This window comes from Micromonospora vulcania (assembly GCF_042658605.1).
Taxonomy (GTDB): domain Bacteria; phylum Actinomycetota; class Actinomycetes; order Mycobacteriales; family Micromonosporaceae; genus Micromonospora; species Micromonospora vulcania.
In genome coordinates, this window is record NZ_JBHSQS010000021.1 from 1 (window position 1) to 25,869 (window position 25,869).

At 73.9% G+C, this 25,869-nt stretch carries 26 protein-coding genes; 13 read left to right on the forward strand and 13 right to left on the reverse strand.

Annotated elements, in window-relative coordinates:
- Positions 1-73: 73 nt before the first annotated feature.
- From ACFQGL_RS25860 to ACFQGL_RS25870, 3 genes are all read right to left on the reverse strand, one after another.
- Entirely contained in the window at positions 74-1,369 is a 1,296-nt protein-coding gene (locus ACFQGL_RS25860; RefSeq protein ID WP_377515051.1) for a cation:proton antiporter domain-containing protein, read from the reverse strand.
- A 106-nt stretch (positions 1,370-1,475) separates the two neighbouring features.
- A complete protein-coding gene (locus tag ACFQGL_RS25865; protein WP_377515052.1) occupies positions 1,476-2,153 on the reverse strand; it encodes an HAD family hydrolase in 678 nt (225 codons plus the stop codon).
- Between the two features lie 54 nt (positions 2,154-2,207).
- A complete protein-coding gene (locus tag ACFQGL_RS25870) occupies positions 2,208-4,346 on the reverse strand; it encodes an ATP-binding SpoIIE family protein phosphatase (RefSeq protein ID WP_377515053.1) in 2,139 nt (712 codons plus the stop codon).
- Positions 4,347-4,554: 208 nt separating this feature from the next.
- On the opposite strand from ACFQGL_RS25870, the gene ACFQGL_RS25875 reads away from it, so the two are divergent.
- Complete coding sequence (locus ACFQGL_RS25875; RefSeq protein WP_377515054.1) at positions 4,555-5,364, forward strand: mechanosensitive ion channel family protein; 810 nt, start codon at positions 4,555-4,557, stop codon at positions 5,362-5,364.
- Between the two features lie 67 nt (positions 5,365-5,431).
- Here ACFQGL_RS25875 and ACFQGL_RS25880 read toward each other — a convergent pair whose 3' ends face one another.
- A complete protein-coding gene (locus ACFQGL_RS25880) occupies positions 5,432-5,785 on the reverse strand; it encodes a DUF6401 family natural product biosynthesis protein (protein ID WP_377515056.1) in 354 nt (117 codons plus the stop codon).
- A gap of 165 nt (positions 5,786-5,950) precedes the next feature.
- Between ACFQGL_RS25880 and ACFQGL_RS25885 the strand changes: the two genes are divergently transcribed.
- Positions 5,951-6,400: a hypothetical protein gene (locus ACFQGL_RS25885; protein WP_377515057.1), complete on the forward strand. Its 450-nt coding sequence runs from the start codon at positions 5,951-5,953 to the stop codon at positions 6,398-6,400.
- On the opposite strand, the gene ACFQGL_RS25890 is transcribed toward ACFQGL_RS25885, so the two are convergent.
- Entirely contained in the window at positions 6,397-6,606 is a 210-nt protein-coding gene (locus ACFQGL_RS25890) for a hypothetical protein (protein WP_377515058.1), read from the reverse strand. The two genes, ACFQGL_RS25885 and ACFQGL_RS25890, sit on opposite strands and share 4 nt — an antisense overlap.
- Positions 6,607-6,764: 158 nt before the next feature.
- Here ACFQGL_RS25890 and ACFQGL_RS25895 point away from each other — a divergent pair, with 158 nt between their 5' ends.
- A complete protein-coding gene (locus ACFQGL_RS25895; protein ID WP_377515059.1) occupies positions 6,765-8,066 on the forward strand; it encodes an MFS transporter in 1,302 nt (433 codons plus the stop codon).
- On the opposite strand, the gene ACFQGL_RS25900 is transcribed toward ACFQGL_RS25895, so the two are convergent.
- The 4 genes from ACFQGL_RS25900 to ACFQGL_RS25915 form a co-directional block, all read right to left on the reverse strand.
- Positions 8,024-8,275, reverse strand: coding sequence for a hypothetical protein (locus ACFQGL_RS25900; RefSeq protein ID WP_377515060.1), 252 nt, complete (start codon positions 8,273-8,275; stop codon positions 8,024-8,026). The genes ACFQGL_RS25895 and ACFQGL_RS25900 overlap by 43 nt on opposite strands.
- Before the next feature lie 118 nt (positions 8,276-8,393).
- The gene (locus ACFQGL_RS25905; RefSeq protein WP_377515061.1) at positions 8,394-8,855 is read right to left on the reverse strand and encodes an SRPBCC family protein; all 462 of its coding nucleotides are present in this window, start codon (positions 8,853-8,855) and stop codon (positions 8,394-8,396) included.
- Between the two features lie 51 nt (positions 8,856-8,906).
- The gene (locus ACFQGL_RS25910) at positions 8,907-9,323 is read right to left on the reverse strand and encodes a DUF2795 domain-containing protein (RefSeq protein WP_377515063.1); all 417 of its coding nucleotides are present in this window, start codon (positions 9,321-9,323) and stop codon (positions 8,907-8,909) included.
- A 101-nt stretch (positions 9,324-9,424) separates the two neighbouring features.
- Positions 9,425-10,405, reverse strand: coding sequence for a YihY/virulence factor BrkB family protein (locus tag ACFQGL_RS25915; protein WP_377515064.1), 981 nt, complete (start codon positions 10,403-10,405; stop codon positions 9,425-9,427).
- Between the two features lie 170 nt (positions 10,406-10,575).
- On the opposite strand from ACFQGL_RS25915, the gene ACFQGL_RS25920 reads away from it, so the two are divergent.
- Complete coding sequence (locus ACFQGL_RS25920; protein WP_377515065.1) at positions 10,576-10,977, forward strand: ChaB family protein; 402 nt, start codon at positions 10,576-10,578, stop codon at positions 10,975-10,977.
- A gap of 63 nt (positions 10,978-11,040) precedes the next feature.
- On the opposite strand, the gene ACFQGL_RS25925 is transcribed toward ACFQGL_RS25920, so the two are convergent.
- Positions 11,041-12,474 carry an aldehyde dehydrogenase family protein gene (locus ACFQGL_RS25925; RefSeq protein ID WP_377515066.1) on the reverse strand — a complete coding sequence of 478 codons (1,434 nt, stop codon included), beginning with the start codon at positions 12,472-12,474 and terminating at the stop codon, positions 11,041-11,043.
- 72 nt (positions 12,475-12,546) lie between these two features.
- Between ACFQGL_RS25925 and ACFQGL_RS25930 the strand changes: the two genes are divergently transcribed.
- Positions 12,547-14,154 (forward strand): phytoene desaturase family protein, encoded by a 1,608-nt coding sequence (locus tag ACFQGL_RS25930; RefSeq protein ID WP_377515067.1) that lies wholly within the window; start codon positions 12,547-12,549, stop codon positions 14,152-14,154.
- Between the two features lie 51 nt (positions 14,155-14,205).
- Here ACFQGL_RS25930 and ACFQGL_RS25935 read toward each other — a convergent pair whose 3' ends face one another.
- Entirely contained in the window at positions 14,206-14,973 is a 768-nt protein-coding gene (locus ACFQGL_RS25935; protein ID WP_377515068.1) for a polyprenol monophosphomannose synthase, read from the reverse strand.
- A gap of 221 nt (positions 14,974-15,194) precedes the next feature.
- On the opposite strand from ACFQGL_RS25935, the gene ACFQGL_RS25940 reads away from it, so the two are divergent.
- From ACFQGL_RS25940 to ACFQGL_RS25975, 8 genes are read left to right on the forward strand one after another with little or no spacing between them, the layout of a single operon-like run.
- Positions 15,195-16,871 (forward strand): HAD-IIIA family hydrolase, encoded by a 1,677-nt coding sequence (locus ACFQGL_RS25940; RefSeq protein WP_377515069.1) that lies wholly within the window; start codon positions 15,195-15,197, stop codon positions 16,869-16,871.
- Complete coding sequence (locus ACFQGL_RS25945; protein WP_377515070.1) at positions 16,868-17,842, forward strand: glycosyltransferase; 975 nt, start codon at positions 16,868-16,870, stop codon at positions 17,840-17,842. Before ACFQGL_RS25940 ends, ACFQGL_RS25945 begins: the two co-directional genes overlap by 4 nt.
- A complete protein-coding gene (locus tag ACFQGL_RS25950; RefSeq protein ID WP_377515071.1) occupies positions 17,827-19,044 on the forward strand; it encodes a glycosyltransferase in 1,218 nt (405 codons plus the stop codon). The genes ACFQGL_RS25945 and ACFQGL_RS25950 overlap by 16 nt, the downstream gene beginning before the upstream one ends.
- The gene (locus ACFQGL_RS25955; RefSeq protein WP_377515134.1) at positions 19,041-19,748 is read left to right on the forward strand and encodes a D-sedoheptulose-7-phosphate isomerase; all 708 of its coding nucleotides are present in this window, start codon (positions 19,041-19,043) and stop codon (positions 19,746-19,748) included. Before ACFQGL_RS25950 ends, ACFQGL_RS25955 begins: the two co-directional genes overlap by 4 nt.
- 31 nt (positions 19,749-19,779) lie before the next feature.
- A complete protein-coding gene (locus ACFQGL_RS25960) occupies positions 19,780-21,267 on the forward strand; it encodes a PfkB family carbohydrate kinase (RefSeq protein WP_377515135.1) in 1,488 nt (495 codons plus the stop codon).
- Complete coding sequence (locus ACFQGL_RS25965) at positions 21,264-21,965, forward strand: SDR family oxidoreductase (RefSeq protein ID WP_377515072.1); 702 nt, start codon at positions 21,264-21,266, stop codon at positions 21,963-21,965. Before ACFQGL_RS25960 ends, ACFQGL_RS25965 begins: the two co-directional genes overlap by 4 nt.
- Positions 21,962-22,915, forward strand: coding sequence for a glycosyltransferase family 9 protein (locus ACFQGL_RS25970; protein WP_377515073.1), 954 nt, complete (start codon positions 21,962-21,964; stop codon positions 22,913-22,915). The genes ACFQGL_RS25965 and ACFQGL_RS25970 overlap by 4 nt, the downstream gene beginning before the upstream one ends.
- On the forward strand, positions 22,899-23,882 hold the full coding sequence (locus tag ACFQGL_RS25975) for a DNA topoisomerase IB (protein WP_377515074.1): 984 nt from the start codon (positions 22,899-22,901) through the stop codon (positions 23,880-23,882). Before ACFQGL_RS25970 ends, ACFQGL_RS25975 begins: the two co-directional genes overlap by 17 nt.
- A 171-nt stretch (positions 23,883-24,053) precedes the next feature.
- Here the strand turns inward: ACFQGL_RS25975 and ACFQGL_RS25980 are convergent, their stop codons facing one another.
- Together ACFQGL_RS25980 and ACFQGL_RS25985 are read right to left on the reverse strand one after the other, a co-directional pair.
- Positions 24,054-25,088: an AraC-like ligand-binding domain-containing protein gene (locus tag ACFQGL_RS25980; RefSeq protein ID WP_377515075.1), complete on the reverse strand. Its 1,035-nt coding sequence runs from the start codon at positions 25,086-25,088 to the stop codon at positions 24,054-24,056.
- A 9-nt stretch (positions 25,089-25,097) separates the two neighbouring features.
- Positions 25,098-25,859 (reverse strand): TetR/AcrR family transcriptional regulator, encoded by a 762-nt coding sequence (locus tag ACFQGL_RS25985; RefSeq protein WP_377515076.1) that lies wholly within the window; start codon positions 25,857-25,859, stop codon positions 25,098-25,100.
- Positions 25,860-25,869: the final 10 nt, after the last annotated feature.

Genomic DNA, 25,869 nt, shown 5'->3' on the forward strand with positions numbered 1-25,869 from the left:
TCGCTACTTATCGATCACCGCCACGCCGAAACTTCCTCACCCTCGGCATCCACAGCCGACTTCGACACAGGCCCTAGGCGCGCCCGGCGGCGGCGACCGGTTCCGCGGCCGCGTCCCGCTCGGCCGGGTCGGCCGTGCGCTCACCGGCCCGGTCCAGCAACTGCATGACCGGGGTCGCCGCGACGCCGTGCACCACCACCGACACGAGCACCACCAGGCCGACGGTGGCCCAGAGCAACTCCGCCTGCGGAAACTCGGCCTTCGTGGTGGCGTACGCGAGGTAGTAGAACGAGCCGACGCCACGGATGCCGAACAGCGCGATCACCCAGTGCTCGGCCGGCCGGCCTGGCGCGCCCCGCAGCGACAGCCAGCCGACCAGCGGCCGGACCAGGAACACTAGCGCCAGCCCGACGGCCGCCGCCGGCCAGGTCAGCGGGCCGAGCAGGCCACCCACGATCGCGCCACCGAGCAGTAGCAACAGCACCAGGGTGAGCAGCCGCTCGATCTGCTCGGCGAAGCCGTGCAGCACCGAGTGGAACTCGTGGGTCCGCTCGGCGGCCCGGATCGCCCGGGCGGCCACGAAGACGGCCAGGAAGCCGTACCCGCCGACCACCTCCACCAGCCCGTACGCGAGGAAGGTCGCGGCCAGAGCCAGGAAGCCCTCGGAGTGCCGGGCCAACCGCAGCTTGCTGGGCGCCCGGAAGAACAACTTGCCGAGCAGCCAACCGATGAGCAGGCCGCCGCCGACCCCGACGCCGACCTTCCAGAGCACGTCCACGGTGAACCACTCGGCCAGCCAATCGCGCGGGGCCAGGCTGGTCGAGGCGATGGCGATGGCCGCGTAGACGAACGGGAACGCCAGCCCGTCGTTGAGGCCGGCCTCCGAGGTCAACGCGAAGCGGACCTCGTCCTCGGAGTCCTCGACGTCGGTCGGCTCGCCGACCTGCACGTCGGCGGCGAGCACCGGATCGGTCGGTGCCAGCGCGGCGCCCAGCAGCAGCGCGGCGGCCGGCACCAGCCCCGCCCACCACCAGCCGAGCACCGCCACCGCCGCGATGCACAGCGGCATCGCGATGGCCAGCAACCGCCAGGTGGACGACCACCGGGCCCAGCTCAACGGTCGGTCGATCTTGAGCCCGGCGCCCATCAGGGCGACGATCACCCCGATCTCGGTCAGGTGGGTGGTCAGCTCCGGATGGGCCAGCGGATCCGGAGTCGGCAGGCCGACCGGGAGCAGGAAGACCAGCAGGCCGAGGGCGACGAAGGCGATCGGCATGGACAGGGGGCGCCGCTCCAGCACCCGGGGCAGGATGCCCGCGAGTAGGGCACCCACGCCCACCAGCGCGAACGCCACGTCTACCGGCTCCACGGCACCGTCCCTCCGCCGTACCCGCGCGGTGCGGGCAGGTGGTGACAGACCATGCCCAGCACGGCCGTGGGCTATGCGCGTTGGGACTGGCGGACCGGAGTGATCCTCAGCGTCCTCGGGTGAGCGGAGAGTCGTCCAGTGTGGCCAGCAGCGCGGCGGGGTCGTCGTACACCGCCACCGCGCCGGCACCGGCCAGCTCGCCCCGGCTGGTGCCGCCGCAGGTCAGCCCGACGCAGGGGATGTCCAACTTGCCGGCCGCGGCGACGTCCCAGACCGAGTCGCCGACGAAGACCACCCGCTCGGCGGCCAGCCCGGACTGCTCCAGCGCGGCGACCAGGATGTCCGGGGCCGGCTTGCTCTGCTGGGCGTCCGCCGAGGTGGTGACGGTGTCGACCACGTCGTCGGCGTTCAGTGCCCGGCGCAGCGCGCCGACCTCGTGCTCGGACGCGGAGGTGGCCAGCACCACCCGCAGACCCCGCTCGGCGCAGGCCCGCAGCAGGTCCGCCGCCCCGGGCAGGGGTGTGAGTCGTTCCCAGTACTCGGCGTACAAGGTGTCGTGCGCCTCCTGGAGTTTGCCGTCGGCGTCGCGGTCCCGCTCCGGGCCGAGCAGGTGCTCCAGGAGCTTGTCCGCGCCCATCCCGATCGACCGGTGCACCGTCGCCATCGGCACCGGCTGGTCGGTCTGGCGCAGCGCCTCCCACCAGCACACCGTGTGCAGGTAGGTGGTGTCGAGGAGGGTGCCATCCACGTCGAAGAGGACCCCGGCGGGCGTGTCGGTACGCATGGGCGTCCTCCTACCCGGTCGGCGGTCGGCTGATGCGGGTGGGCCCCGCCGGTCTCAGTGCTGCCCGGTCTGCGGAACGAGGATCTCGAACCAGACCGTGGAGCCGCGGACCGTCGGGTCGGTGCCCCAGGCGTCGCTGAGCTGTTCGATCAGGCCCAGCCCGCGCCCTCGACTGCTCAACGTGTCGGTCCGGGTCCGGGTCACGGTGCCCCGGGTGCCGGAGTCGGCGACCGAGACCAGCAGCCGCTCGGGGCTGAGGTCGATGTCCACCCGGGCTGCGGTGCCGGCGTGCAGCAAGGCGTTGGTGGTCAGCTCGCTGGTGCACAGCACCGCCGCGCCGATCACCGATTCGGGCACCTGCCACTCGGCGAGCTGACCGGTCATCCAGTGCCGGACCCGGCTGGGCGCGGTCGGCTCCGCCGGCACCTCCATGCTCGCCGACCGACTCGGCTTGAGCGCGTGCTCGACCGCCAGCACGGCCACGTCGTCCTCGGTCCCGCCGGGCACCGCGGCGGTGGCCACCGCGCACAACGCGCGCGGGTCACCGCTGCCGGCCTTGGCGACCGCGTCACCGAGCGCCTGCAGCCCGGCGGTGAGGCTCTGCCGGCGACGCTCCACCACGCCGTCGCTGAACAGCAGCAGGGTGTCGCCCGGGTGGAACGCGACCGTGGTGGTGGTCGGCCGGCCACCCAGGCCCAGCGGCGGCCCGGCCGGCAGGTCCACGTACTCGGCGTGGACGCGGCCGTCCGGCGCGCTGCGGCGGATCAGCGGCGCGGGGTGACCGGCGCTGGCGAGGGTCAGCTCCCGGCGATCCGCGTCGATCACACCGAACACCACGGTGACGAACAGCTCGTAGGTGCCGGCCTCCGCGCCCAGGCTGGTCACCAGCCGATCCAGCCCGGCCAGCACCGCGTCCGGTGCCGGGTCGGCCAGGGCCAGCGCGCGCAGCGCGGCTCGGACCTGTCCCATCCGCGCGGCGGCCTGTACGTCGTGCCCGGCGACGTCGCCCAGCACCACGCCGAGCCCGCCGGTGGGCAGCGGGAACGCGTCGTAGAAGTCCCCGCCGGCCGCGTTGCCGTCCACCCCGGGGTCGTAGCGGGCCGCGATCCGCAGTCGGGGCAGGTCCGGTAGGTGCTCCGGCAGCATGCTGCGCTGCAGCAGCTGGGCGGTGCCGTGCTGGGTCTCGAACCGGCGGGCCCGGTCCGCGGCCTGGCCGATCAGCTCGGCCGAGGCGGCCAACAGCGCCCGCTCGGCCGCCGACCAGGTGTGCGGCACCTGATAGCCGACCGCCAGCCCGCCCCGGACCACCGAGGTGCCCAGCGGCAGCGCGGCCATCGAGCGGATCTTCTGGTCGTGGCGGTCCACGGCGGTCTCCCGCAGCGGCTGCCCGTCCCGGGTGAACGACGAAGCGCCGGAGCGGGCCGCCTGCACCACCGGTGCCGCCCAGTCCGCCGGTACGCGCCGCCAGAGCGGTGGCAGCCGCTCGTCGGCCTCGTCCACCAGCTCGCCGCGTACCCGCCGCACCATCCGCCAACCGCCGCCGCCCTCGTCGACCGCGAAGGCGACCCAGTCGGCGTCGAAGGTGGTGATCGCGTAGCGCAGCGCCACCCGGGCCACGTCGTCGAGGGTGAGGGTGCCGGCGAGCGCGGCGGCGACCTCGCTGAGGCTCTGCAACTGCTCGGTGACGTGGGTGGTCTCGGCGGCGACCGTCAGCATCCCGACGATCTGCCCACTGCTGTCGTGCACCGGCGAGAAGCTCCGGGTGAAGACCGCCTGTTCGACAACGCCGGAGTGACCGCGGGCCAGCGGGAGGGTGCTCTCCTTTTCCAGGAACGGCACGCCCTGCCGGTATGCGCGCTCGATCACCTCGCCGACACCGGGCAGCGGCCAGACCTCGGCGTACACCTCGGCGGAGGGGCGGCCGAGGGCGCCCGGGTGCTTGCTGCCCAGCAGCTCGGCGAAGCCGTCGTTGTAGAGCAGGACCAGGTCGTCGCCGTAGGCCAGCGCCATCGGCATCGGGGCCGCGAGGATCAGCTCGACCACGGCCCGGATGGCCGGGTCCCACCCCTCAGGCGGGCCGAGTGGGGTGCCGGCCCAGTCGTGGGCGAACACGGCGACCGCCGCGCCCGGCCCGGTGGACGCGCCCGGGACCGGAACTGCTGGCGTGGGGACTCGCCCGACCGTTCCTGGCATGTCCGCAGCCTAGCGGGCCGGCCGGTAGCCGGAGCTGACCAAGGGCGCGGGTCGCCACCGGTCCTGCGAACTTCGGCTGCGGTGACCGTTCGGGCAGTTCAGGGCCCCTGTCCGGCGGCTTGTCGGAAAAAACGCGGCGAGCTACGCGGACTGCCGCACCGGTGGCCGGGTATGCGCTCGGCGCAGTCCATGCGACAGGAGGGACATCATGCTGAAAACCCTCGCGGTCCGGCAGGCCGACATCGGCGATGCCATCGCCGACACCTGGAGGTCGGTGCTGCTCTTCATCCCGAAGGCAGTGGCCTTCATCGTGATCCTCGTGGTCGGCTGGCTCATCGCCAAAGCCGTCCTGAAGATCGTGGACACGGTGCTGGAACGGGTGCACTTCGACCAGGCCGTCGAACGCGGCGGCATCAAACGTGCCCTGGAGAGGACGAAGTACGACGCCAGCGACATTCTGGCCAGACTGGCGTACTACGCGGTACTGCTGTTCACCCTGCAGTTCGCTTTCGGGGTCTGGGGACCCAACGCGATCAGTGATCTGATCCGCGGCGTGGTGGCCTGGCTACCGCGTGCGTTCGTCGCGATCATCATCGTGGTGGTTGCGTCCGCTATCGCCAACGCCGCCCGGGATCTGGTCACCGGGGCGCTGGGCGGGCTCTCGTACGGCAAGGTCCTGGCCGACCTGACAGCGATCTTCATCATCGCGCTCGGCGTGATCGCCGCGCTGAACCAGGTGGGCATCGCCACGACGGTGACCACACCGGTGCTGATCGCGGTGCTCGCCACGGTGGCCGGCATCCTGATCGTCGGTGTCGGCGGTGGTCTGGTGAAACCGATGCAGAACCGGTGGGACGGCTGGCTGCAGCGGGCGGCCCAGGAAGCCCGGGCCGTGCAGGAGACCCGGCGGGCCAACGCGGCCGGGCGCGGCGACATGGAGCGGCAGATGGCCGACCGTGGCGGCGACCGCACCCAGGCCATGCCCCGGGTCGACGAGCAGGCGAGTCAACGCCCGTAGCGAGGCGGAACGGCACGACCGTTGGGAGGGTGTTCCACGCTGCGGCGCGGGCGCCCTCCCGACGCGGTCAGGACCCATCGAGCGAACGGGCCAGCGCGCAGACCGCGACCAGCCGGGTGAGCGGCCACTCCGGCTCGCTCCAGTCCACCGGGCCGCTGGGCGGCACCCACCCGTGCTCCAGGGCGGCCGTGCGGATCCCCTCGGCATAGCCGGCGAGCGTCGCGGCGGTCAGCGGTCGACGGTCCCCGTCGAGGCTGTCCCGTACGGCGGCGGCGTGCTGGTCGACCAGAGCCAGCAGCCGGGGCCGCTGGGCGGCGGCGGCGAGCCCGACGGTACCCACGGAGACGGTGAGGGCGGCCAGGGTGGACCGCGCCGAGTCGACGGCGGTACGGGGGGCGACCCGGTTGAACGGCACACGCATGGTGACCGAGGCTAACCGACGGGTGACCGGATGGACCTCGGCCGCCCGGCGGTTGTCGGCTACGCCACTGGGCAACTCGCGCTGGCCGTGGGGGTTGATCCGGCACAGACGGGGCAGCAGGAGAGGACCACCCACACACGGCGACGCACCCCGCAGGAGGGCCGGATGGGACAACAGGCGGACGGACCGGACGAGCAGCACCGCCGGCCGGCCGGGGTGAGCGACGCGACGGTCGCCGCGCTCGGCAAGCTCAGCGAGGCACTGGAGTGCGTCCACCGTGCCCGTGGGCACCTGTACTCGTTCCACCAGCTCATCGGGCACGCCGACCTGATGCTCGACGACGCGGTGGAGCAGTTCCGGACCGCCGGGCACCCGCAGTTCGCGGACCGGATCGACACCGAGTTGCTGGGCCGCAACGTCATCCCCGGTCGGTGGACGTTCCAGATCGTCGAGGATTTCGACGACGGGTACCACGCGCTGTTCACCGAGTTGGACCGGCAGGCCCGCGAGGAGTTGGTGGGCGGGCGGCGCCACCTCTACGAGGCGGAGATGAAGGAGCGTCGGCGCAGCCGGGGCCGGTCGGGTCACGAGGCCCGGCCGGGCGCCGGAGACTAGTCGCTGGTCGCGTCGGCCGGCCGACGCCGAGCGGCGTCGTCGGCGATGATCACGGTGGCTACCATGAGCGCGACACAGAGGCTGAACAGCCAGGAGTCGTCCGAGACGAGCCGGGCGGAGACGGGAGCCTGGAGGGCGGCGAGCAGGAAGCCGAGCCAGGCGAGGCGGCGCTGACGCGTCGTGAGGTATCCGGAGCCCTGATGCATCCCGAAATTCTTACGTGAAACGGCCCGTTTGCCGTCCCCCGATCGGCCGATTCTGGATGAGCTGTCCGTTTTCTCGACCATACGGACAGCACTTTCTGTCGGACACCGGGAGCGGCCCCTGAGGGCGATAGGGTGCCGCTGCGGCAGGATGATGCTTCGTGTCCACCACGCCTGCGCCGCCTCGCGCCTCGCTGCTCCTGCTGGCCTATCTCGCCTTCGTCAGCCTCGGCCTGCCCGACAGCCTGCTGGGCGTCGGCTGGCCCTCGATCCGCAGCGACTTCGGCGTACCGACCGAGGCGGTCGGGCTGCTGCTCACCGCGGGCACCGTCGGCTACCTCACCTCCAGCGTGGTGGCCGGGTTCACGCTCGCCCGGATCGGTGTGGGCGCACTGCTCGCCGGCAGCACACTGCTCGCCAGCCTGGCGCTGACCGGCTTCGCGCTGAGCCCCGGGCTGGCCCTGATCGTGTGCTGCACGCTGGTGGTCGGGCTGGGCTCCGGCGCGATCGACTCCGGGCTCAACGCGTACGCCGCCGGGGCCTTCGGCCCACGTCACATGAACTGGCTGCACGCGTTCTTCGGGCTGGGTGTGGCGATCGGCCCGTTGATCATGACGGGGGTGCTGAGCGCCGGGCTCTCCTGGCGGTGGGGGTACGGCATCGTGGCCGCCGCCCAGCTCGCCCTGGCCACCGCCTTCGCGCTCACCGTGCGCGCCTGGCGACGGGGCGTGCCAACCCCGGCCGAGACGACGGCCGAGCCGGCGCTCCGGGTACCGGTGTCAGAGACGCTACGGCTGCCGGCGGTCTGGTCGGGGGCGCTCTCGTTCGCCTTGTACGTGGCCATCGAGGTGGCCGCCGGGCTGTTCGCGTTCCTCCTGCTCACCGAGGGGCGCGGGCTGGGCCCCGCGGTGGCGGGCGGGTGCGTCTCCGCCTACTGGGGCAGCCTCTTCGTCGGCCGGGTGGTGCAGGGCGTGGTGGCCGAGCGGCTCGGGGCCACGCTGGTGCTCCGCTCCAGCCTGGTCGGGATGGCCGTCGGCGCGGTGCTGATCGCCGTACCCGGACCGGCCGCGCTGGCGGTGCTCGGCCTGGTCGTGGTCGGCTTCGCCGCCGCGCCGGTGTTCCCGCTGCTCACCCTCACCACCGCCGACCGGGTCGGCGCGGCGCACGCGGACCGCGCCATCGGCCTGCAGATCGGTGCGTCCGGCGTCGGCGCCGCGCTGGTCCCGGGGGCGCTCGGCGTGCTGATCGGCCACACCTCGGTGAGCGCGCTCGGCCCGGCCCTGGTGGTGCTCGCGCTGGCGCTGATCGGGCTCTACGAGCTGGGTGCCCGCCGATCCGCCGGCGGGCCCGGCCCGGCCCAGGGTGGACCGGCTGAGCCCGTGCCCGCTCAACACGGGCCGGGTGAGCCCGGCAGGGACGGTCAGACGTCGGGACCGGTTCGGCCGGTGGTCGACGGGCGGTAGGCGCGCTCGGGGTCGGTCGGCTCCCGCCCGCCCTCGCGCTCGTCGTCCGCTGCCGCCGGCCCGTGCCCGAACGCGGACTCCTCGCCGGCGTCATTGCCGGTCACGTCGTCGGCCTCCCCGTCGATGCTGGAGCCCGCCACGGCGCGTTCCAACTCCTCCAGCGGAATCTTCTCCTCGTCCCGCCACACCCTCACCCTGTCGTCGCTCATGCCATCAGCGGTACCCGGGCGCGATGATCGCAAACGGCGCCACGCGCCCGACCCGGCCGGCGGGCCCGGAGACGGCGATGGCCGCCGGATGCTCCGGCGGCCATCGAAAACGCGGGGATCACGGCTGCGGGCGGTCCACCTGCCCGCGCCACGCGCCGGTCTCCTGACCGCGGCGCTCGATGTAGGTCTTGAACCGCTCCAGGTCACCCTTGGCTCGGCGGTCGACGATGCCGAGCTTGTCGCCGGCCTGCTCGACCACCCCGTGCGGCTCGAACTCCAACTGGAGGGTGACCCGGGTCTTCTCCGGGTCAAGGCGGTGGAAGGTCACCACGCCGGCCTGCTGCGTACCGCCGGTGGAGCGCCAGGCGACCCGCTCGTCGGGGAGCTGTTCGGTGATCTCGGCGTCGAACTCGCGCTTCACACCGGCGATGTCCACCGTCCAGTGGGTCATCGTCTCGGAGAGCTGCCGGACCTCCGACACACCCTCCATGAACTCGGGGAACTCCTCGAACTGCGTCCACTGGTCGTACGCGGTGCGGACAGGTACGGAAACGTCGACGTGCTCGGTTACACCACTCATCAGGGAACCTCCTTCGTCCACCGGTGGTCGTCCGGATCGGGGGCGATCCGGTCACCAGCGGGTTGTCTCGTTTCTGTGGCCGAGCGCGGACCACACCTCGGAGACGGTCTGGTAGCGGGTGCCCTCGGGCAGCCGCTCCAACTCCGCCACGATGTCGTCCGGCGCCTCGTTGTCACGGGCGCTGGCGAGCAGCGCCGCACGGTCGCCGGGCAGCGCGTTCATCGAGATGAACCTCCCGAGTTTGCTGCGCTGCTCGACGTCGCCGGAACTCATCCCCTGCGGGGTGCCGGTGCGTAGGTCACCGGCCGGCGCGGTGGTCGCGCCCGGCTGGTCCTCACCGGCGGGTTCCGGCTCACGGGACTCGTCGACCCGGGAGCCGGCGGCCCCCGGTCCCTGTACGAGCCCGCTGACCTCCTTGCCCATCTGTTCGTCGAGCCTGGGTCCGTGCTTGCTGCTGCCACGTTCCATGTCTTGTGCGCTACCCGGCACCCCGGCGGGTAAACCGGCACCGGGCCACGAACCGGCCCTGGGACGTGCCCCGGAGCGGACATCCGGGCCCGGACGGGCGCTCAGGAGTCGGCGGGCTTGCGGGGCGGCAGCACCGGCTCGTCGGGGTCCGTCTCGCCGGCCTGCAACCGCCTGCCGCGCTGCACCTCGGCGTTGATCTGCACGCCCAGCATCAGCGCCGAGTTGGACAGGTACAGCCAGACCAGGAACGCGATGGCCGCGCCCAGGCTGCCGTAGGTCGCGCTGTACGAGCCGAAGTTGGCCACGTAGAGGCCGAAGCCGAAGGAGGCCACCGCCCAGGCGAGCAGGGCCACCGCGCCGCCCGGGGTGAGCCAGCGGAACCGGGGCTGGCGCACGTTCGGGGCGATCCAGAACAGCAGGGACAGCAGCACCATCATGATCATGCCGAGCACCGGCCACTTGGCCACGCTCCACACCGTACGGGCCAGACCTCCGGCGTGGATCAGGTCGCCGACCGCGTTGGTGACCGGGCCGCTGACGATCAGCCCGAGGGCGACCACCGCGAGCAGCACCAGCGTGAGCGCCGCCAGCCCGATCTGCAACGGCCGCAGCTTCCAGACCGCCCGGCCCTCGGTCACCCCGTAGATGGCGTTGGAGGCCCGGGTGAACGCCCCGATGAAGCCGGACGCGGACCAGAGCGCACCGAGCAGGCCGAAGCTCAGCAGCATCTTCGCGTTGCTCTGCTGGACCACGACGCCCCGGATCACGTCGACCATGCCGTCGTTGGCGACCACGGAGCCGGCGCCCACCTGCTTGGCCAGGTCGACCACCAGGTCCACGGTCTGCTCGCCGTTGGAGACCAGACCGACCAGGGCCACCACCACGATGGCGGACGGAAAGAGCGCCAGCACGCCGTAGTAGGTGAGCGCGGCGGCCCAGTCGGTGCAGTCGTCGTTGACGAAGTTGCGCACGCTGCGGAACAGCACGCCGCGCCAGGTCCGCCAGCTCAGCTGCCGCATCCGGCGGGGGATGTGCCGCCCGCGGTCCGTGCCGAGCGTCGTGCCGGGCTCCGTGGTCGTCATGCCCGCTCCCTGTGCCCCGGCCACCGGATGACCGGTCGTCCGGTCGGGCCTGGCCCGGCCGGTACCCGGACCGGGAAATCGACAAACCTCGCAACGCACGCCGTGCGGGGTTTGCCGCCCGAGCGTCCGGGAACGATCACAGTGACCCTGTCGACGCGGAGGAGGACGAGATGCCCGGGCGCGAGGACCTGCCCAGCACGCTGCGACGCTCCCCGGAGAAGGCGCAGCGCACCTGGGAGAAGACGCACGACTCGGCGGTGGAGACCTACGGCGAGGGTGAGCGGTCGCACCGCACCGCGTTCGCCGCCGTGAAGCACCAGTTCGAGAAGGTCGGCGACCACTGGGAGCCGAAGGGCCGCAAGGGCCCGAGTGATCAACAGGCGGCCGGCGGCGGGCCGGAGCGGAGGGCACCCACCGCGGGTGGGGTGGACGCCAACGCCAGCAAGGACCACCTGATGTCGGTGGCTCGCAAGCTGGACGTACCCGGTCGGTCCAGCATGACCAAGCCGGAGCTGGTCACGGCGATCGAGAAGGCCAACGACCGGGCCACCCGCAGGGCCCGCGGCGGCTGAGTCCGCGACACCAACCAGGGGGTACGGGCGGACGCGGCGGCACCGCGCCCGCCCGTACCGCGCTCACCAAGACCCGTGGCCCGGCGCCTCGATGTGCACCGCCTTGGTGGCGGTGAACTCGTCCAACAGCTCCGGGCCGTAGCCGAAGCCCTGCCCGCTGGCCCGGCGCGGGTGCGCGGCGCCCCCCGGTGCCCCGCCGAAGACCGAATTGATCTTCACGGTGCCCACCGGCAGCTCCCGCCAGGCCCGCTGCGCGTGGCTCATCGACCCGGTCAACACGGTGGCGGCCAGCCCGTACGGGGAGTCCGCGGCGCAGCGCAGCGCCTCGTCGAACGAGTCGACGACCACCACCGGGGCGACCGGGCCGAACGTCTCCTCCCGCACCAGCGGTATGTCGTGGCGGCAGTCGGTGACCACGGTGGCCGGGTAGAACGCGCCCGGTCCGTCCGGCAGCTCCCCGCCGACGCGGACCCGCGCGCCGGCCGCCAGCGCCGCCGTGACCTGCCCGTGCACGTGGTCGCGGTGTCGCCGGTCGACCAGCGGGCCCAGCTCGGTGTCCGGGTCCCGGCCCGGCCCGGTCCGCAGCGCGCCGGCCCGCCGCACCAGCGCCGCCACGAAGTCGTCGGCCACGTCCCGGTGCACGTAGATCCGCTCCACCGCGACGCAGATCTGCCCGGCGTTGGCGAAGGCGCCGAGCGCGGCCTGCCCGGCCGCCCAGTCGGGGTCGACATCAGCGTCGACGACCAGCGGGTCACTGCCGCCGTTCTCCAGCAGCACCTTCGCGCCGGTCCGCGCCGCGGCGGCGGCGATCGCCCGCCCGGTGGCGGTGGCACCGACGTGCGCGATGACGTCCACGTCCTGGCCGGCCAACGCCGCGCCCACCTCCGGCCCGCCGGTCAGCAGCGACAGCACACCCGCCGGCAGCGCCTGGTCCAGCGCCCGGGCCAGCAACCAGCCCGTCGCCGGTGTCCGCTCGCTGGGCTTGTAGAGCACCACGTTGCCGGTGACCAGCGCCGCGCCGAGCAGCCCGCAGGAGATCGCGACGGGGTCGTTCCACGGGGTTATCGCGGCCACCACGCCGCGTGGCTGCGGGGTCATGAAGTCCAGCGCGGCCGATTCACCGTGCAGCGTCCGCCCGCCGCGTAGTGGGGCCAACTCCGCGTACTGTCGCAGGGTGCCGATGCCCGCCTCGACGCCGCCGCGGGCGTCCGCCAGCGGCTTGCCCATCTCGGCGGTGACCGCGGCGGTCAACTCCTCGGTGACCGCCGCCACCGCGTCGGCCGCCCGGTGCAGCGCCGCGGCCCGCGCGGCCGGTGCGGTCGCCGCCCACTCCGTCGCCGTCTCGCGCGCTGCCTCCACCGCCTTGCCGACCTCGTCGGCGGTGGCCACCGGTGCGGCGCTGACCGGCGTGCCGTCCGCCGGATCGTGGACGACCGACTCGCCGCCCGCTCCGCCCGCGCCCCACACCCCGCCGATCAGCTGCGCAACCGTGTACATGCGGCGCTGGATGCCCCGGCCCTGCCCGGGCAAACGCGTTTCGCCTGGTTGCGTGCCGGGTAGGCGGATCGGGTGACCACCACGGGCGCGGAGAGGGCCGACGCCGTCGTCGTCGGAGCCGGTCACAACGGTCTGGTGGCGGCCAACCTGCTGGCGGACGCCGGGTGGGACGTGGTGGTGCTGGAGGCGACCGCGGTGCCCGGGGGCGCGGTCCGCTCCGCCGAGGTCACCGCACCCGGCTACCTGAGCGACCTCTACAGCTCGTTCTACCCCCTCGGGTACGCCTCCCCGGTGCTCCGCGGTCTCGACCTGGGCCGGCACGGGCTGGCCTGGCGGCACTCGCCGGACGTGCTGGCGCACCTGCTGCCGGACGGCCGGGCGGCGGTGATCAACCGGGACCCGGACACCACCGCGACCTCGCTGGAGCAGTTCGCTCCCGGCGACGGGAAGCGCTGGCTCGACGCGTACGCCGACTGGGTCGAGGTGGCCGAGCCGCTGCTGGAGAGCATCACCACGCCGTTCCCACCGGTGCGCGGCGGGCTGGGCCTGCTGCGCCGGCTGCGGGTCGCCGGTGCGCTCCGGCTGGCCCGACGGCTGGTGGTGCCGGTCCGCAAGCTCGGCGACGAACTCTTCGACGGCCCGGGCGGACCGGCCCTGCTGGCCGGCTGCGCCCTGCACACCGACCTGTCCCCCGAGGAGGCCGGCTCCGGGGTGTACGGCTGGCTGCTGGCCATGCTCGGTCAACAGGTCGGCTGGCCGGTGCCCGACGGTGGCTCGCAGCGGATCACCGACGCGTTGGTGGCCCGACTGCGCGAGCGCGGTGGCCGCATCCTCTACGGTGCCCGGGTCGACCGGGTGCTCACCGCCCGGGGCCGGGCGATGGGCGTCCGTACGGTCGGCGGTGCGCTGTGGCGGGCCCGTAGGGCCGTGCTCGCCGACGTACCCGCGCCGGCGCTCTACCTCGACCTGGTCGGCGCGGCGACGCTGCCGTCGCGGCTGGTGGAGGACCTGGCGCACTTCCGGTGGGACGGCTCGACGCTGAAGGTGGACTGGGCGCTCTCCGCGCCGGTGCCGTGGACGAACCGGGCCGTGGCCACCGCCGGCACCGTGCACCTCGGCGCGGACCTGGACGGGCTGACCCACTACGCCGGTCAGTTGGCCCGCGGCGAACTGCCCCGCGACCCGTTCCTGCTGGTCGGGCAGATGTCCGTCGCCGACCCGAGCCACTCCCCGCCGGGGACCGAGTCGCTCTGGTCCTACACGCACCTGCCGTTTCGCCGGGACTGGCGGGCCGAGGACGTCGCCGGGCACGTGCAGCGGATGGAGGACGTGCTGGAGGCGGCCGCTCCGGGCTTCCGGCAGCTCATCGTGGGCCGGCACGTGGCCGGGCCGGCCGACCTGGAGAAGGGCGATCCGAGCCTGGTCGGTGGGGCGCTCGGCGGTGGTACCGCCGCGGCGTACCAGCAGCTGTTCCTACGCCCGATTCCCGGCCTGGGCCGGGCGGACACCCCGGTGGACCGGCTCTTCCTGGCCAGCGCGTCGGCGCATCCCGGCGGCGGCGTGCACGGCGCGCCCGGCGCGAACGCCGCCCGTGCGGCGCTGGCCCGCGACCGTGCGCTCACCGGCCGTGCCTACGCCGCCGCCATCGCCGCCGCGCACCGCACCGTCTATCCCGACTGACCGGTCCCGGCCCCCGCCGCCCCGACACGGCGGGCGGCGGGGGTACGCGGGTCAGCCGGTGATGTTGCGGTGCTTGCTGCGCAGGCGGAACGGCATCAGGGCGCTCTCGACCTTGGTGGCGGTGGTCATCTTGGATTCACCGTCGCGCCGCTCCTCGAAGCGGATCGGCACCTCCAGGATCGTGTGCCCCAGCTTGGTGGCCAGGTAGTGCATCTCCACCTGGAAGCTGTAGCCGTTGGACTGCACCCGGTGCAGGCCGATGTCCCGCAGCGCGTCGGCCCGCCAGATCTTGAAGCCCGCGGTCAGATCGCGGATCCGTACCCGCAGCAGGGTGTGCACGTAGAGGTTCGCCCAGCCGCTGAGGGCCCGGCGGTAGAGCGGCCAGTTCTCGTCCAGCTCGCCACCCGGCACGTACCGGGACCCGATCACCACGCCGGCCTGGGTGGAGAGCAGCGCGCCCAGCATCCCCGGCAGCGCCTCCGGTGGGTGCGACAGGTCGGCGTCCATCTGCGCCACGTACTCGGCGCCGCCCTCGATGGCCCGCCCCATCCCGTCCACGTACGCCCGACCCAGGCCCTCCTTGCCGGCCCGGTGCATCACCTCGATCCGGTCCGGGTGCTCGATGGCCAGCTTGTCGGCCACCTCGCCGGTGCCGTCGGGGGAGTTGTCGTCCGCCACGAGAATGCGCAGCCCCGGCAGCGGCAGTGCGAGCAGCCGCTCGACCAGCGCCGGCAGGTTGCCCGCCTCGTTGTAGGTGGGCACCACGACGGTCAGGTGTGCGTCCCGCCACGGTGACGGCAGCTGCACGGGCTCGATCATGTCGGACATCCTCGGTTTGCGGACAGGGCTACCTGAGAGGGTAGCCAGTTGCTCGATCCGGATTGAAAAGGCTCCCCGTCGCACCGTTCGACGGGCGGCCGGGCCAGCGGGTTAGCTTCTCCGGGGCGACGGGTAAGGCCGACGCGGGCACCGCCGGCGGCGCTGGCTCCACCGCGCTCAGACTGACGTTTACTCCTCGGGGCGCAGGGAACCCGCCGCCTGTGCGACAGGACCAGGAGGATCCGGATAAGCGCAGGTCAGCCCCGGTGTACGCCGGTGCTGACCGGGCCGCTTCCGGGCCCGTCGAGGGTCACCCCCGGGTCCTGTACGACGCGGTCCTGCTGGACCGCGACGGCACCCTGATCGAGGACGTTCCGTACAACGGTGATCCGGAGAAGGTGCGGCCGTTGCCGGGGGCGCGGGCGGCGCTGGACCGGTTGCGGGCGGCCGGGCTGAGGCTGGCGGTGGTGACGAACCAGTCGGGCCTGGCCCGGGGCTACTTCACCCAGGAGCAGATGCGGGCGGTGCACGCCCGGGTCGAGGAGCTGCTGGGTCGCTTCGACGCGTGGCTGGTCTGCCCGCACGACGACGCCGACGGCTGTGACTGCCGCAAGCCCGCGCCCGGTCTGGTGCATGCCGCAGCCCGGGAACTGGGCACGACCCCGGCACGGTGCGTCATGGTGGGCGACATCGGCCGGGACGTGGCCGCCGCGCTGGCGGCGGGGGCGACCGGGGTGCTGGTGCCGACCCCGGTCACGCGGCCGGAGGAGGTGGCCGCCGCCGGGTGGGTGGCCAACGATCTGCCGGCGGCCGTGCACGAGATCCTGCGCCGGCAGCAGGCCGTGCAGGTGGCGCCGGGTGCTGCCGACCGGGTGGGTACCGCGCTGGTGGTGCGGTCCGACTCGGCCGGGGACGTGCTGGTCACCGGGCCGGCGATCCGCGCTGTCGCGGCCGGCGCGCAGCGGGTGGTGCTGCTGTGCGGCCCGCGCGGACGCGCCGCCGCTAACCTGCTGCCCGGCATCGACGAGATCATCGAGCATCCGCTGCCGTGGATCGACCCCACGCCGGCGCCCGTCGATCCGGCCGCCATGCGGACCCTGACCGCACGCATCGCCGCGGTCGGCGCGGAACAGGCGGTGGTGTTCACCTCGTTCCACCAGTCCGCCCTGCCGCTGGCGTTGCTGCTCCGGATGGCCGGGATCCCCCGGATCGCGGCGATCAGCGACGACTACCCGGGCTCGCTGCTGGACATCCGCCACCGGGTGCCGGTGGGCGTACCCGAACCCGAACGTGCCCTGTCCCTCGCCGCCGCCGCCGGCCACCGGCTGCCCGCCGGCGACGAACCCGTGCTCCGGCTCCGGCCGGACGCGCTGCCGCCCCGCCGGGGCGACCTCGGCGATCCCGGGTACGTGGTGCTGCACCCCGGCTCGGCCGCGTCGAGTCGGGCCTGCCCGCCCGAGCTGGCGGCCCGGATCGCCGGGGCGCTGACCGCCGCCGGCCACCGGGTGCTGGTCACCGGGGGGCCGGACGAACGCGAGGTCACCGCCCAGGTCGCGGCGGCCGGCGGTACCGATCTCGGTGGCCGGACCGACCTGGCCGGGCTGGCCGCGATCGTGGCCGACGCGGGCGCGGTGGTGGTCGGCAACACCGGACCCGCGCACCTCGCCGCCGCGGCCGGAGTGCCGGTGGTGAGCCTCTTCGCGCCCACCGTCCCGTTCGGACAGTGGGGGCCCTACCGGGTGCCCACCGTCCGGCTCGGTGACGCCGCGGCGCCCTGCCGGGACACCAGGGCCGCGAGCTGCCCGATCCCCGGGCACCCCTGCCTCAGCGGCCTCGACCCGGCCGACGTGGTCAAGGCGCTGCGGGTGCTGGCCGTCGTCGGTGGTGGCCGACGATGAACGTCCTGCTCTGGCACGTGCACGGCTCCTGGACCACGTCGTTCGTGCACGGCAGCCACCGCTACCTGATCCCCACCACACCCGAGCGTGGCCCCTGGGGCCTCGGCCGCGCCCGCACCTACCCGTGGCCCGACTCCGCCGTCGAGGTCACCCCCGACGACCTGCTCACCACCGACGTCGACCTGGTGATCCTGCAACGCCCCGAGGAACTCGACCGTGCCGAGGAGTGGCTGCGCCGCCGCCCCGGCCGCGACGTGCCCGCCATCTACGTCGAGCACAACACCCCCAAGGGGGACGTGCCCAACAGCCGCCACCCGATGGCCGACCGCGACGACCTGCTCATCGCCCACGTCACCGGGTTCAACCAGATCTTCTGGGACACCGGCGACACCCGGACCACCGTGGTCGACCACGGCATCGTCGCGCCCACCGTGTCCTACACCGGCGAGCTGGACCGGCTCGCCGTGGTGATCAACGAGCCGGTCCGGCGGGGCCGGGTCACCGGCACCGACCTGCTGTCCCGGTTCGCCGAGATCGCGCCACTGGACGTGTACGGCATGGGCGTGGCCGGCCTGGCCGACCACCTCGGCCTGCCCGCCGACCGGCTCACCAGCCACGACGACGTACCCCAGGACCGGATGCACGCCGAGCTGGCCCGGCGGCGCGCGTACCTGCACCTCTGCCGGTGGACCTCGCTCGGGCTCAGCCTCATCGAGGCGATGGCGATCGGCATGCCGGTCGTCGCGCTCGCCACCACCGAGGCGGTGACGGCGGTGCCGCCCGCCGCGGGAGCCCTCGCCACCCGGATGGACACCCTGCTCGACGCCGCCCGCCGGTTCATCGCCGATCCGGCGGCCGCGCGCCAGGCCGGCGCGGCGGCACGGACCGCCGCGCGTGACCGGTACGGCCTCGACCGTTTCCTCGCTGACTGGGACCGGCTGCTGGAGGAGGAAGTATGCGGATCGCGATGATCTCGGAGCACGCCAGCCCGCTCGCCATCCTCGGAGGGGAGGACGCTGGCGGCCAGAACACGCACGTCGCGGAGTTGTCCGCCGCGCTCACCGCCGCCGGGCACGAGGTGCGGGTCTACACCCGGCGCGACGCGCTCGACCTGCCGGTGACCGTCCGTACCCCGGACGGGTACGACGTGGTGCACGTGCCGGCCGGCCCGGCCGAGCCGGTGGCCAAGGACGCGCTGTTGCCGCACATGCGGGAGTTCAGCCGCTGGCTCATCGAGCGGTGGCGGGGCGGGGACTGGGTGCCCGAGGTGATCCACGCGCACTTCTGGATGAGTGGCCTGGCGGCGTTGACCGCCGGTCGGCAGACCGGGGTGCCGGTGGTGCAGACGTACCACGCGCTGGGCACCGTGAAGCGCCGCTACCAGGGCGTACAGGACACCAGCCCGGCGCGGCGGGTGTCCTACGAGCGGGAGTTGGGCCGCTCGGTGGACCGGGTGGTCGCGCAGTGCCGCGACGAGGTCGGTGAGCTGGTACGGATGGGGGTGCCCCGGTCCCGGATGACCGTCGTCCCGTCCGGGGTCAACCTCGCCACGTTCGCCCCGCTCGGGCCGGCCGCCGACCGCGAGCCGGGTCGGGCCCGGATCCTGACCGTGGGCCGGCTCGTCGAACGCAAGGGTTTCCAGACGGTGATCCGCGCGATGGCGCTGGTCCCGGACGCCGAGTGCGTGGTGGTCGGCGGCCCGCCCGAGGGGCTGCTGGAGACCGACCCGTACGCCCGGCGGCTGCGGGCTCTGGCCGAGTCGTGCGGGGTGGCCGACCGGGTACGGTTGGTCGGCGCGGTGCCCCGGGAGGAGATGGGCCGCTGGTACCGCTCGGCGGACCTGCTGGTCGCCGCCCCCTGGTACGAGCCGTTCGGGTTGACTCCGCTGGAGGCGATGGCCTGCGGGGTGCCGGTCGTCGGTACCGCCGTGGGCGGGATCCGCGACACCGTGGTCGACGGGACGACCGGTGAACTCGTACCGGCCCGCGACCCGCGAGCCCTGGCCACCGCGATCCAGCGACTGCTCGACGACCGGATCCGGCGCTTCGCGTACGCCACCGCGGCACGTGAACGGGCCCGGGCGCGGTATTCCTGGGCGGCCACCGCCGAACGGTTGGCCGAGGTCTACGGCGAGGTGGCGGCGGTCCGTCGGCCGAGCAGGGTGGTGGCCTGATGACGGTGGGCAGCGTGCTGGATCTGCACCTGAGGAACCTGGCCGAGGCGTTGGTGCCGTACCGGCGGTGCGAGCCGCAGTTGGTGCGCTGGGGTACGGAGCTGGCGCACCGGCTGGCCGCCGGTGCCCGGCTGCTGGTCGCCGGTAACGGCGGCAGCGCCGCCGAGGCCCAGCACCTCACCGCGGAACTCGTCGGCAAACTCCACCACGACCGCCAGCCGCTGTCCGCGATCGCCCTGCACGCCGAGACGAGCGCTCTCACGGCGATCGCCAACGACTACGGCTACACCGACGTCTACGCCCGTCAGGTCCGTGCCCACGGGCGTCCCGGCGACGTCCTGCTACTCCTGAGCACCAGTGGCACCAGCCCCAACCTGCTCGCCGCCGCCGGTGCCGCCCGCGCGGCCGGCCTCACCACCTGGGCTCTCACCGGGCCCGCCCCCAACCCCCTCACCGAGATCTGCGACGACGCGCTCGTCATCGCGTCTGGAGACACCCAGGTCGTCCAGGAGCTGCACCTCGTCACCAGTCACCTGCTCTGCGAATACCTCGAACAGGCACTTCCCGCCGCGCTGACCGAACCCACGCCGGCCGAGCCCGCGCTGACCGAACCCGCGCCGGCCGGTCGGGCCCGCTCCGGGGCGGTGCGTACCGGGGTCGAGGTGGTGCTGGACGGCGGAACCGGACAGCAGATCGACGCGTGAGGATGAGGAGGAAAGCGTGAGGGGACCCGTGGTGGTGGTCGGGGACACCCTGCTCGACCGGGACGTGGAAGGGGTGGTGAACCGGCTCTGCCCGGACTCCCCGGTGCCGGTGCTCGACGAGACCGCGTCCATCGACCGGCCCGGCGGCGCCGGCCTGGCGGCGGTCTTCGCCGCCGCGCAGGGCGCCGAGGTGGTGCTGGTGACCGCACTCGCCGACGACGCCGGCGGGGCCCGGCTGAGCGCGTTGCTCACCGCCGCCGGCGTCCAGGTGTACCCACTGGCGCTGTCCGGTGCGACGCCGGAGAAGATCCGGCTGCGGGCCCGAGGTCGGGTGCTGCTGCGCCACGACCGCGGCGGGGTGCCCGGCGAGCCGGGCCAGCCCTCCGAGGAGGTGCTGCGGGTGATCGGGGCGGCGTCGGCGGTGCTGGTCAGCGACTACGGCCGGGGCGTGGCACGGCAGCCGGCGCTGCGGGCCGCCCTGGCCGCCACCCGCGCGCCGGTGGTGTGGGACCCGCACCCGCGTGGTCCGGCCGCGGTGCCCGGCGTACACCTGGCCACCCCGAACGAGTCGGAGGTACGCGAGCTGGTCCCCGCGCTGCCCGGGGCGTCCCGGCTGGCCACCGCCTCGCGGGGCGCGCAGGGGCTGCGCCGGCAGTGGCGGGCCGGCGCGGTCGCGGTGACCCTGGGTGGGGACGGCGCGCTGCTCTGCCACGCCGGGTCGACGCCGCTGGTGGTGCCCACCCCGGGCAGCGCCGAGGGGGACACCTGCGGGGCCGGCGACCGGTTCGCGGCCGCCGCCAGTCTCGCGCTGGCCCGGGGCGCTCTGGTCTCCGAGGCGGTGCAGGAGGGGGTCGCCGAGGCGTCCGCGTACGTGGCCGGTGGGGGAGTGGCCACGGCCCTACCGCCGCCGGTACGTCCGGTGAGCGCCGGCGTGGTCGGGCCGGGGGGCGACCGGGTGGGCGTCGCGGCAGCCGCCGGAGTACTCGCCGACGTACGCGCCGCCGGGGGCACGGTGGTGGCCACCGGGGGCTGCTTCGACCTGCTGCACGCCGGGCACGTGGCCACCCTTCAGGCGGCCCGGCAACTCGGCGACTGCCTGATCGTCTGCCTCAACTCCGACGCCAGCGTGGCCGGGCTCAAGGGGCCGGACCGGCCGGTGATGTCCGAGGGCGACCGTGGCCGACTGCTGGCCGCGTTGAGCTGCGTGGACGCGGTCATGATCTTCGACGAGGCGACCCCGCACGCGGCGCTGTCCTGGCTGCGTCCGGACATCTGGGTCAAGGGCGGGGACTACGCCACCGGTGGCGGGGACGCCGCGACGCTGCCCGAGGCGGAGCTGCTGCGCCGCTGGGGCGGGAACACGGTGGTGGTGCCGTACCTCGACGGCCGATCCACCACCGACATGATCGCCCGCTCCGGCGGCGGCCACGCCGACGGGTGCTGCGCGGCCGGACGCCCGACGGAACCGGCGCGGCTCGCCACCCCGTCGACGATGCCGGACCAGGGGCGGACGCGGTGACCGCCGCGACGCCCGGCGCCGGGCCCACCGTCCTGGTGACCGGCGGCTCCAGCGGACTCGGCGCGGCGGTGCTCGCCGCGGTGGCCGGGTCCGGCGGTCGCCCGCTCGTGCTGGACCGGCAGCCACCGGTGGACGGGGTGTCCTGGACCGAGTGCGACCTGGCCGACACCCGGGCCGCCGAGGTGGCCACCCGGCACCTCGCCGAGCAGGCCGGCGGCCTGGACGCGGTGGTCACCGCGGCCGGCATCGACGTGCCGGGCCGACTCGCCGACGTGCCGGGCGAGACCTGGGACCGAATCATCGCCGTCGACCTGCTGGCCACCGCGGCGGTGATCCGGGCCGCGCTGCCGTTCCTGCGGACCTCCCGGGGTCACATCGTCACGGTCGCCTCCACCCTGGGTGTCAAGGCGGTCAGCGACGCCACCGCGTACTGCGCGGCGAAGTTCGGCGTGGTCGGCTTCACCCGCGCGCTCGCCGCCGAGCTCGCCGGGCAGGTCGGCGTCACCCTGCTCATCCCGGGCGGGATGCGTACGGCGTTCTTCGACGAGCGGGACCCGCAGTACCGGCCGGGGGCGGACGCCATCCTCAACGACCCCGTCGACACCGCTGCCGCGATCATGTTCGCGCTCAGTCAGCCGACCGGCTGCGCGGTCCGCGAGATGGTGGTCTGCGCCGAGCAGGAGACCTCGTACCCGTGATCCTCGTTCTGCGCGCCCTCGGTGTCGGCGACCTGGTCACCGCGGTGCCCGCGTTGCGGGCGCTGCGGGCCGCGTACCCCGGTCGGGAGCTGGCGCTCGCCGCGCCGGCCGGGCTGGCCCCGCTGGTCGAGCTGGTCGGCGGTATCGACCGGCTGGTGGACACCGCCGGCCTGGATCGACCGGCCTGGTCCGGTCCCGCCCCGCAGGTCGCGGTCAACCTGCACGGGCGCGGCCCGCAGTCGCACCGACTTGTCGCCGCCGCCCGGCCCGGGCGGATGCTCGCCTTCGCCAACGCGGACGCGAGGTTCTCCGACGGCCCGCGCTGGGCCGCCGACGAGCACGAGGTGGACCGCTGGTGCCGGCTGCTGTCCTGGTACGACATCCCGGCCGACCGCACCGACCTCGGGCTGCGCCGACCCGGGCCGGCCGGACTGCCGGTCGGGGCCACCGTGCTGCACCCCGGCACCAAGATTCCCGCCAAGCGCTGGCCCGCCGAGCGCTTCGCCGCGCTGGCCCGGGCGCTCACCGACCGGGGGCACCGGGTGGTGCTCACCGGCTCGGCCGACGAACGGGCGCTGGCCGAGCGGGTGGCCGAGACGGCCGGCCTGCCACCCACCGCCGTGCTGGCCGGCCGGACCGACCTCGGCGCGTTGGCCGCGCTGGTCGCACACGCCCGGCTGGTGGTCAGCGGCGACACCGGGGTGGCGCACCTGGCCACCGGGTACGGCACCGCCTCGGTGGTGCTCTTCGGGCCGGTGCCACCGGCCCGCTGGGGGCCGCCGCCGGACCGGCCCCGGCACCGGGCGCTCTGGGCCGGCGAGGGCGATTGGCCCAGGTGGGACGGGGTAGGAAGCCATCCGACGTTGACCGCCCTGCGCCTCGACGAGGTGCTGGCCGCCGTGGACGAGGTGGAACGGGTGGTACGGGTCTCCGGTGCGGTTGCGGCGTAGCGACCCGGGCCGGCCGGGGTACGGGCGTCGGCGGCGCGGCAGGGGCTGGGTGTTCGTCGATCCGGCCGGTGCCCCGGTCCGCGATTCCGCCCAGCTGACCCGACTGCGGGAGCTGGTCATCCCGCCGGCCTGGCAGCAGGTCTGGATCTCGCCGCACCCGAACGGCCACATCCAGGCCACCGGCGTCGACGCGGCCGGCCGTAAGCAGTACGTGTACCACCCGTTGTGGCGGGAGAAGCAGGACGAGGCCAAGTTCGACCGCGTGCTGGAGGTGGCCCGGCGGCTGCCGGTGCTGCGCGAGCGGGTCGGGCGCGACCTGGACGGCCGAGGGCTGGGCCGCGACCGGGTGCTGGCCACGGTCGCCCGGCTGCTGGACATGGGGATGTTCCGGGTCGGCAGCGACCAGTACGCGGCCGGCGACGACCCGACGTTCGGGGTGTCCACCCTGCGTCCCGAGCACGCCCGGACCCGAGGCGGCTGCGTGGTGTTCGTGTTTCCCGCGAAGGGCGGCATCGAACAGGTGCGCCGGATCGAGGATCCCGAGTTGTGCCAGGTGTTGACCACCCTGCGCCGTCGTCGCCGACGGGCGGACCGGCTGTTCGGCTACTGGGATGGCCGGGAGTGGCGCGACGTGCGCAGCGACGAGGTCAACGGCTACCTGCGGGACGCCAGCGGCGGGGAGATGACCGCCAAGGACTTCCGCACCTGGCACGCCACCGTGCTCGCCGCTACCGAGTTGGCCACCGCCGGCCCGGCCCGCTCGGTGACCGCCCGACGCAAGGCCGTGGTCGCGGTGATGCGTGCGGTCGCCGAACTGCTGGGGAACACCGCCACGGTGGCACGGACGTCCTACGTGGACCCGCGCGTGGTCGATCTGTATCACGACGGGGTGGTGGTGTCGGTGGACCCGCTGGCACCGCGTGCGGAGGCCGAACGGGTCGTGCTGGAGCTGCTGGAGAGAGCCTGACCGGCCCCATCGGCGATCCTGGGGGGAAGAGCGACGGGGCCGGCGCCTTGGTGGGAGGCGGCACCGGGCGGCCGCCCGCCGCCGGATCGACGGCGGGCGCCTCGCCACGGCCCCCGTTGGCGGCCCACCGTTGGCCCGCGCAGGCGGGCGGCGGGTCGGCCGCGTTGGTTCTCAGTCTGGTGCAGGCGAGTTGACCATGGACGCCGGACGGTTGACGATCCGCGCCGGGTCGGTCGGGTTCTCCCGGTACGCCTGCGGGCTGAGCCCGTACGCCGCCCGGAACGCCCGGCTGAAGTGGGCCTTGTCGGGGAAACCCCACCGGGCGGCGATGGTCTGCGCAGGCCGGGTACGCAGCGCCGGGTCGGCCAGGTCACGGCGGCAGCGGGCCAGCCGTAGATCCCGGATGTAGGACGCCACGGTGGCCTCCTCGTCCTCGAACAACCGGTGCAACGAGCGCAGCGAGACGTGGTGGGCGTCCGCGACGGACTTCGGGCTGAGCGTCTGGTCGCCGAGGTGGCGGTGGATGTACGCCTGCACCTGGGTGAGCAACGCCCGTCGGCGTACCTCGGTCGGTACCGCGTCCTCGGCGACCAGATTCCGGCCGAGCAGGGTGGTGGCCAGGTCCAGGCCCACCGTGCCGAGCCGGTTGACGTCGGCGGCGTGGTACTGCTCCGGGTGCCCGGTGATCTGGAGCAGGAACTGCGCCAGCAGCGCCCCGATCCCCTCGCTGCCGGACATTCGCCCGCCATACAACGCGGCCATTCGCTGTGGCGGCAGCGGCAGCGCCGCGTGCGGGATCATCGTGACGATCGAGGTGGCAGGGCTTCGCTCGGGCTTGCTCGCCTGGTGGCCGACGTTGTGCGGGCGGGCGTGGTCGTAGAAGGTGAAGTCGCCGGCGCGGATCTCGGTGTTTCGGCCGTCCTGGCTGGACCGTCCGACGCCATTGGTGGTGAGGGCGAGCACGTACATCTCCGGGGCCGACTGCCGGATCAGCTTGGGGGTTCGGGTGGCGTCCAGCGACGGATAGCGGTAATTGATCAGCTTGATCGGGCCGAGGTCGATGAGGTCGGCCCGGGCGCGGAAGTCGTCGGTGTGCGCGGACCGGAACTGCATGGGCGCCGAGGTACGCGCGACCAGGTCGAGCCACATCCCGAACCGGTCGCGGGGTGGCAGGACGCTGGTGTCGATGATGTCCCTGGGTAGCATCCGGCCCTCTCAATCAGCTCGGCGGTGGATCAGGACCGCGATGCCGTCCAGGATCCGGTCGAGGCCGAAGGTGAACTCGTCGTCCGGGTCGTCGTCCTGGCTGAGTACGCCGGAGGTCAGCACCCGGTGCAGCGCCCGGAAGCGGACCGGGTCGATGAGCCGTGCCACCGTCCGGCCGTACGCCGGCATCATCTCGCCCGGCCCGATGCCGGCCGCCCGGCTGCCCTCGGCGATCTGCATGGTGAGCATCGCCTCGTTCCGGACGTAGCCGGTGACCAGCAGGAGCACCGACATCTTCTCGCTCTCGGCCAGCGCGGTGTCGTCCAGGCAGCGCAGCCCGTCCTCCATCCAGCCGAGCTGCTGCGGAGTGATCGGCGGGCCGGTGATCGGCACCTGGAGCAGCCAGGAGCGCTGGCGCAGCACGTCGTGCTCGGCCCAGGCCCAGCGTGTCAGGCGCGCACGCCAGTCGTCGTTCGCCTCGGCCGGCCCGGGTGGCGGGCCGTACCCGACGTCCACCATGAGCAGCAGCAGCTCGTCCTTCGAGCCGACGTGCCGGTAGAGAGCCATGGTGGCCGCGCCCAACTCCTTGGCCACCCGGCTCATCGAGACGGCCGCCAGGCCGTCGGCATCGGCCACCTTGACGGCGGCGTCGACGATGCCGCTCACGCTCAACCCCGGTCGGGGACCTTTGGGTGCTCGCTCGCGCAACCCCCAGGCACTCTCGATGGCCGGCGGGAGCGCCGGGCCGTTGTCGTCTGTCCTTGCCGCCACATTTTCCTCC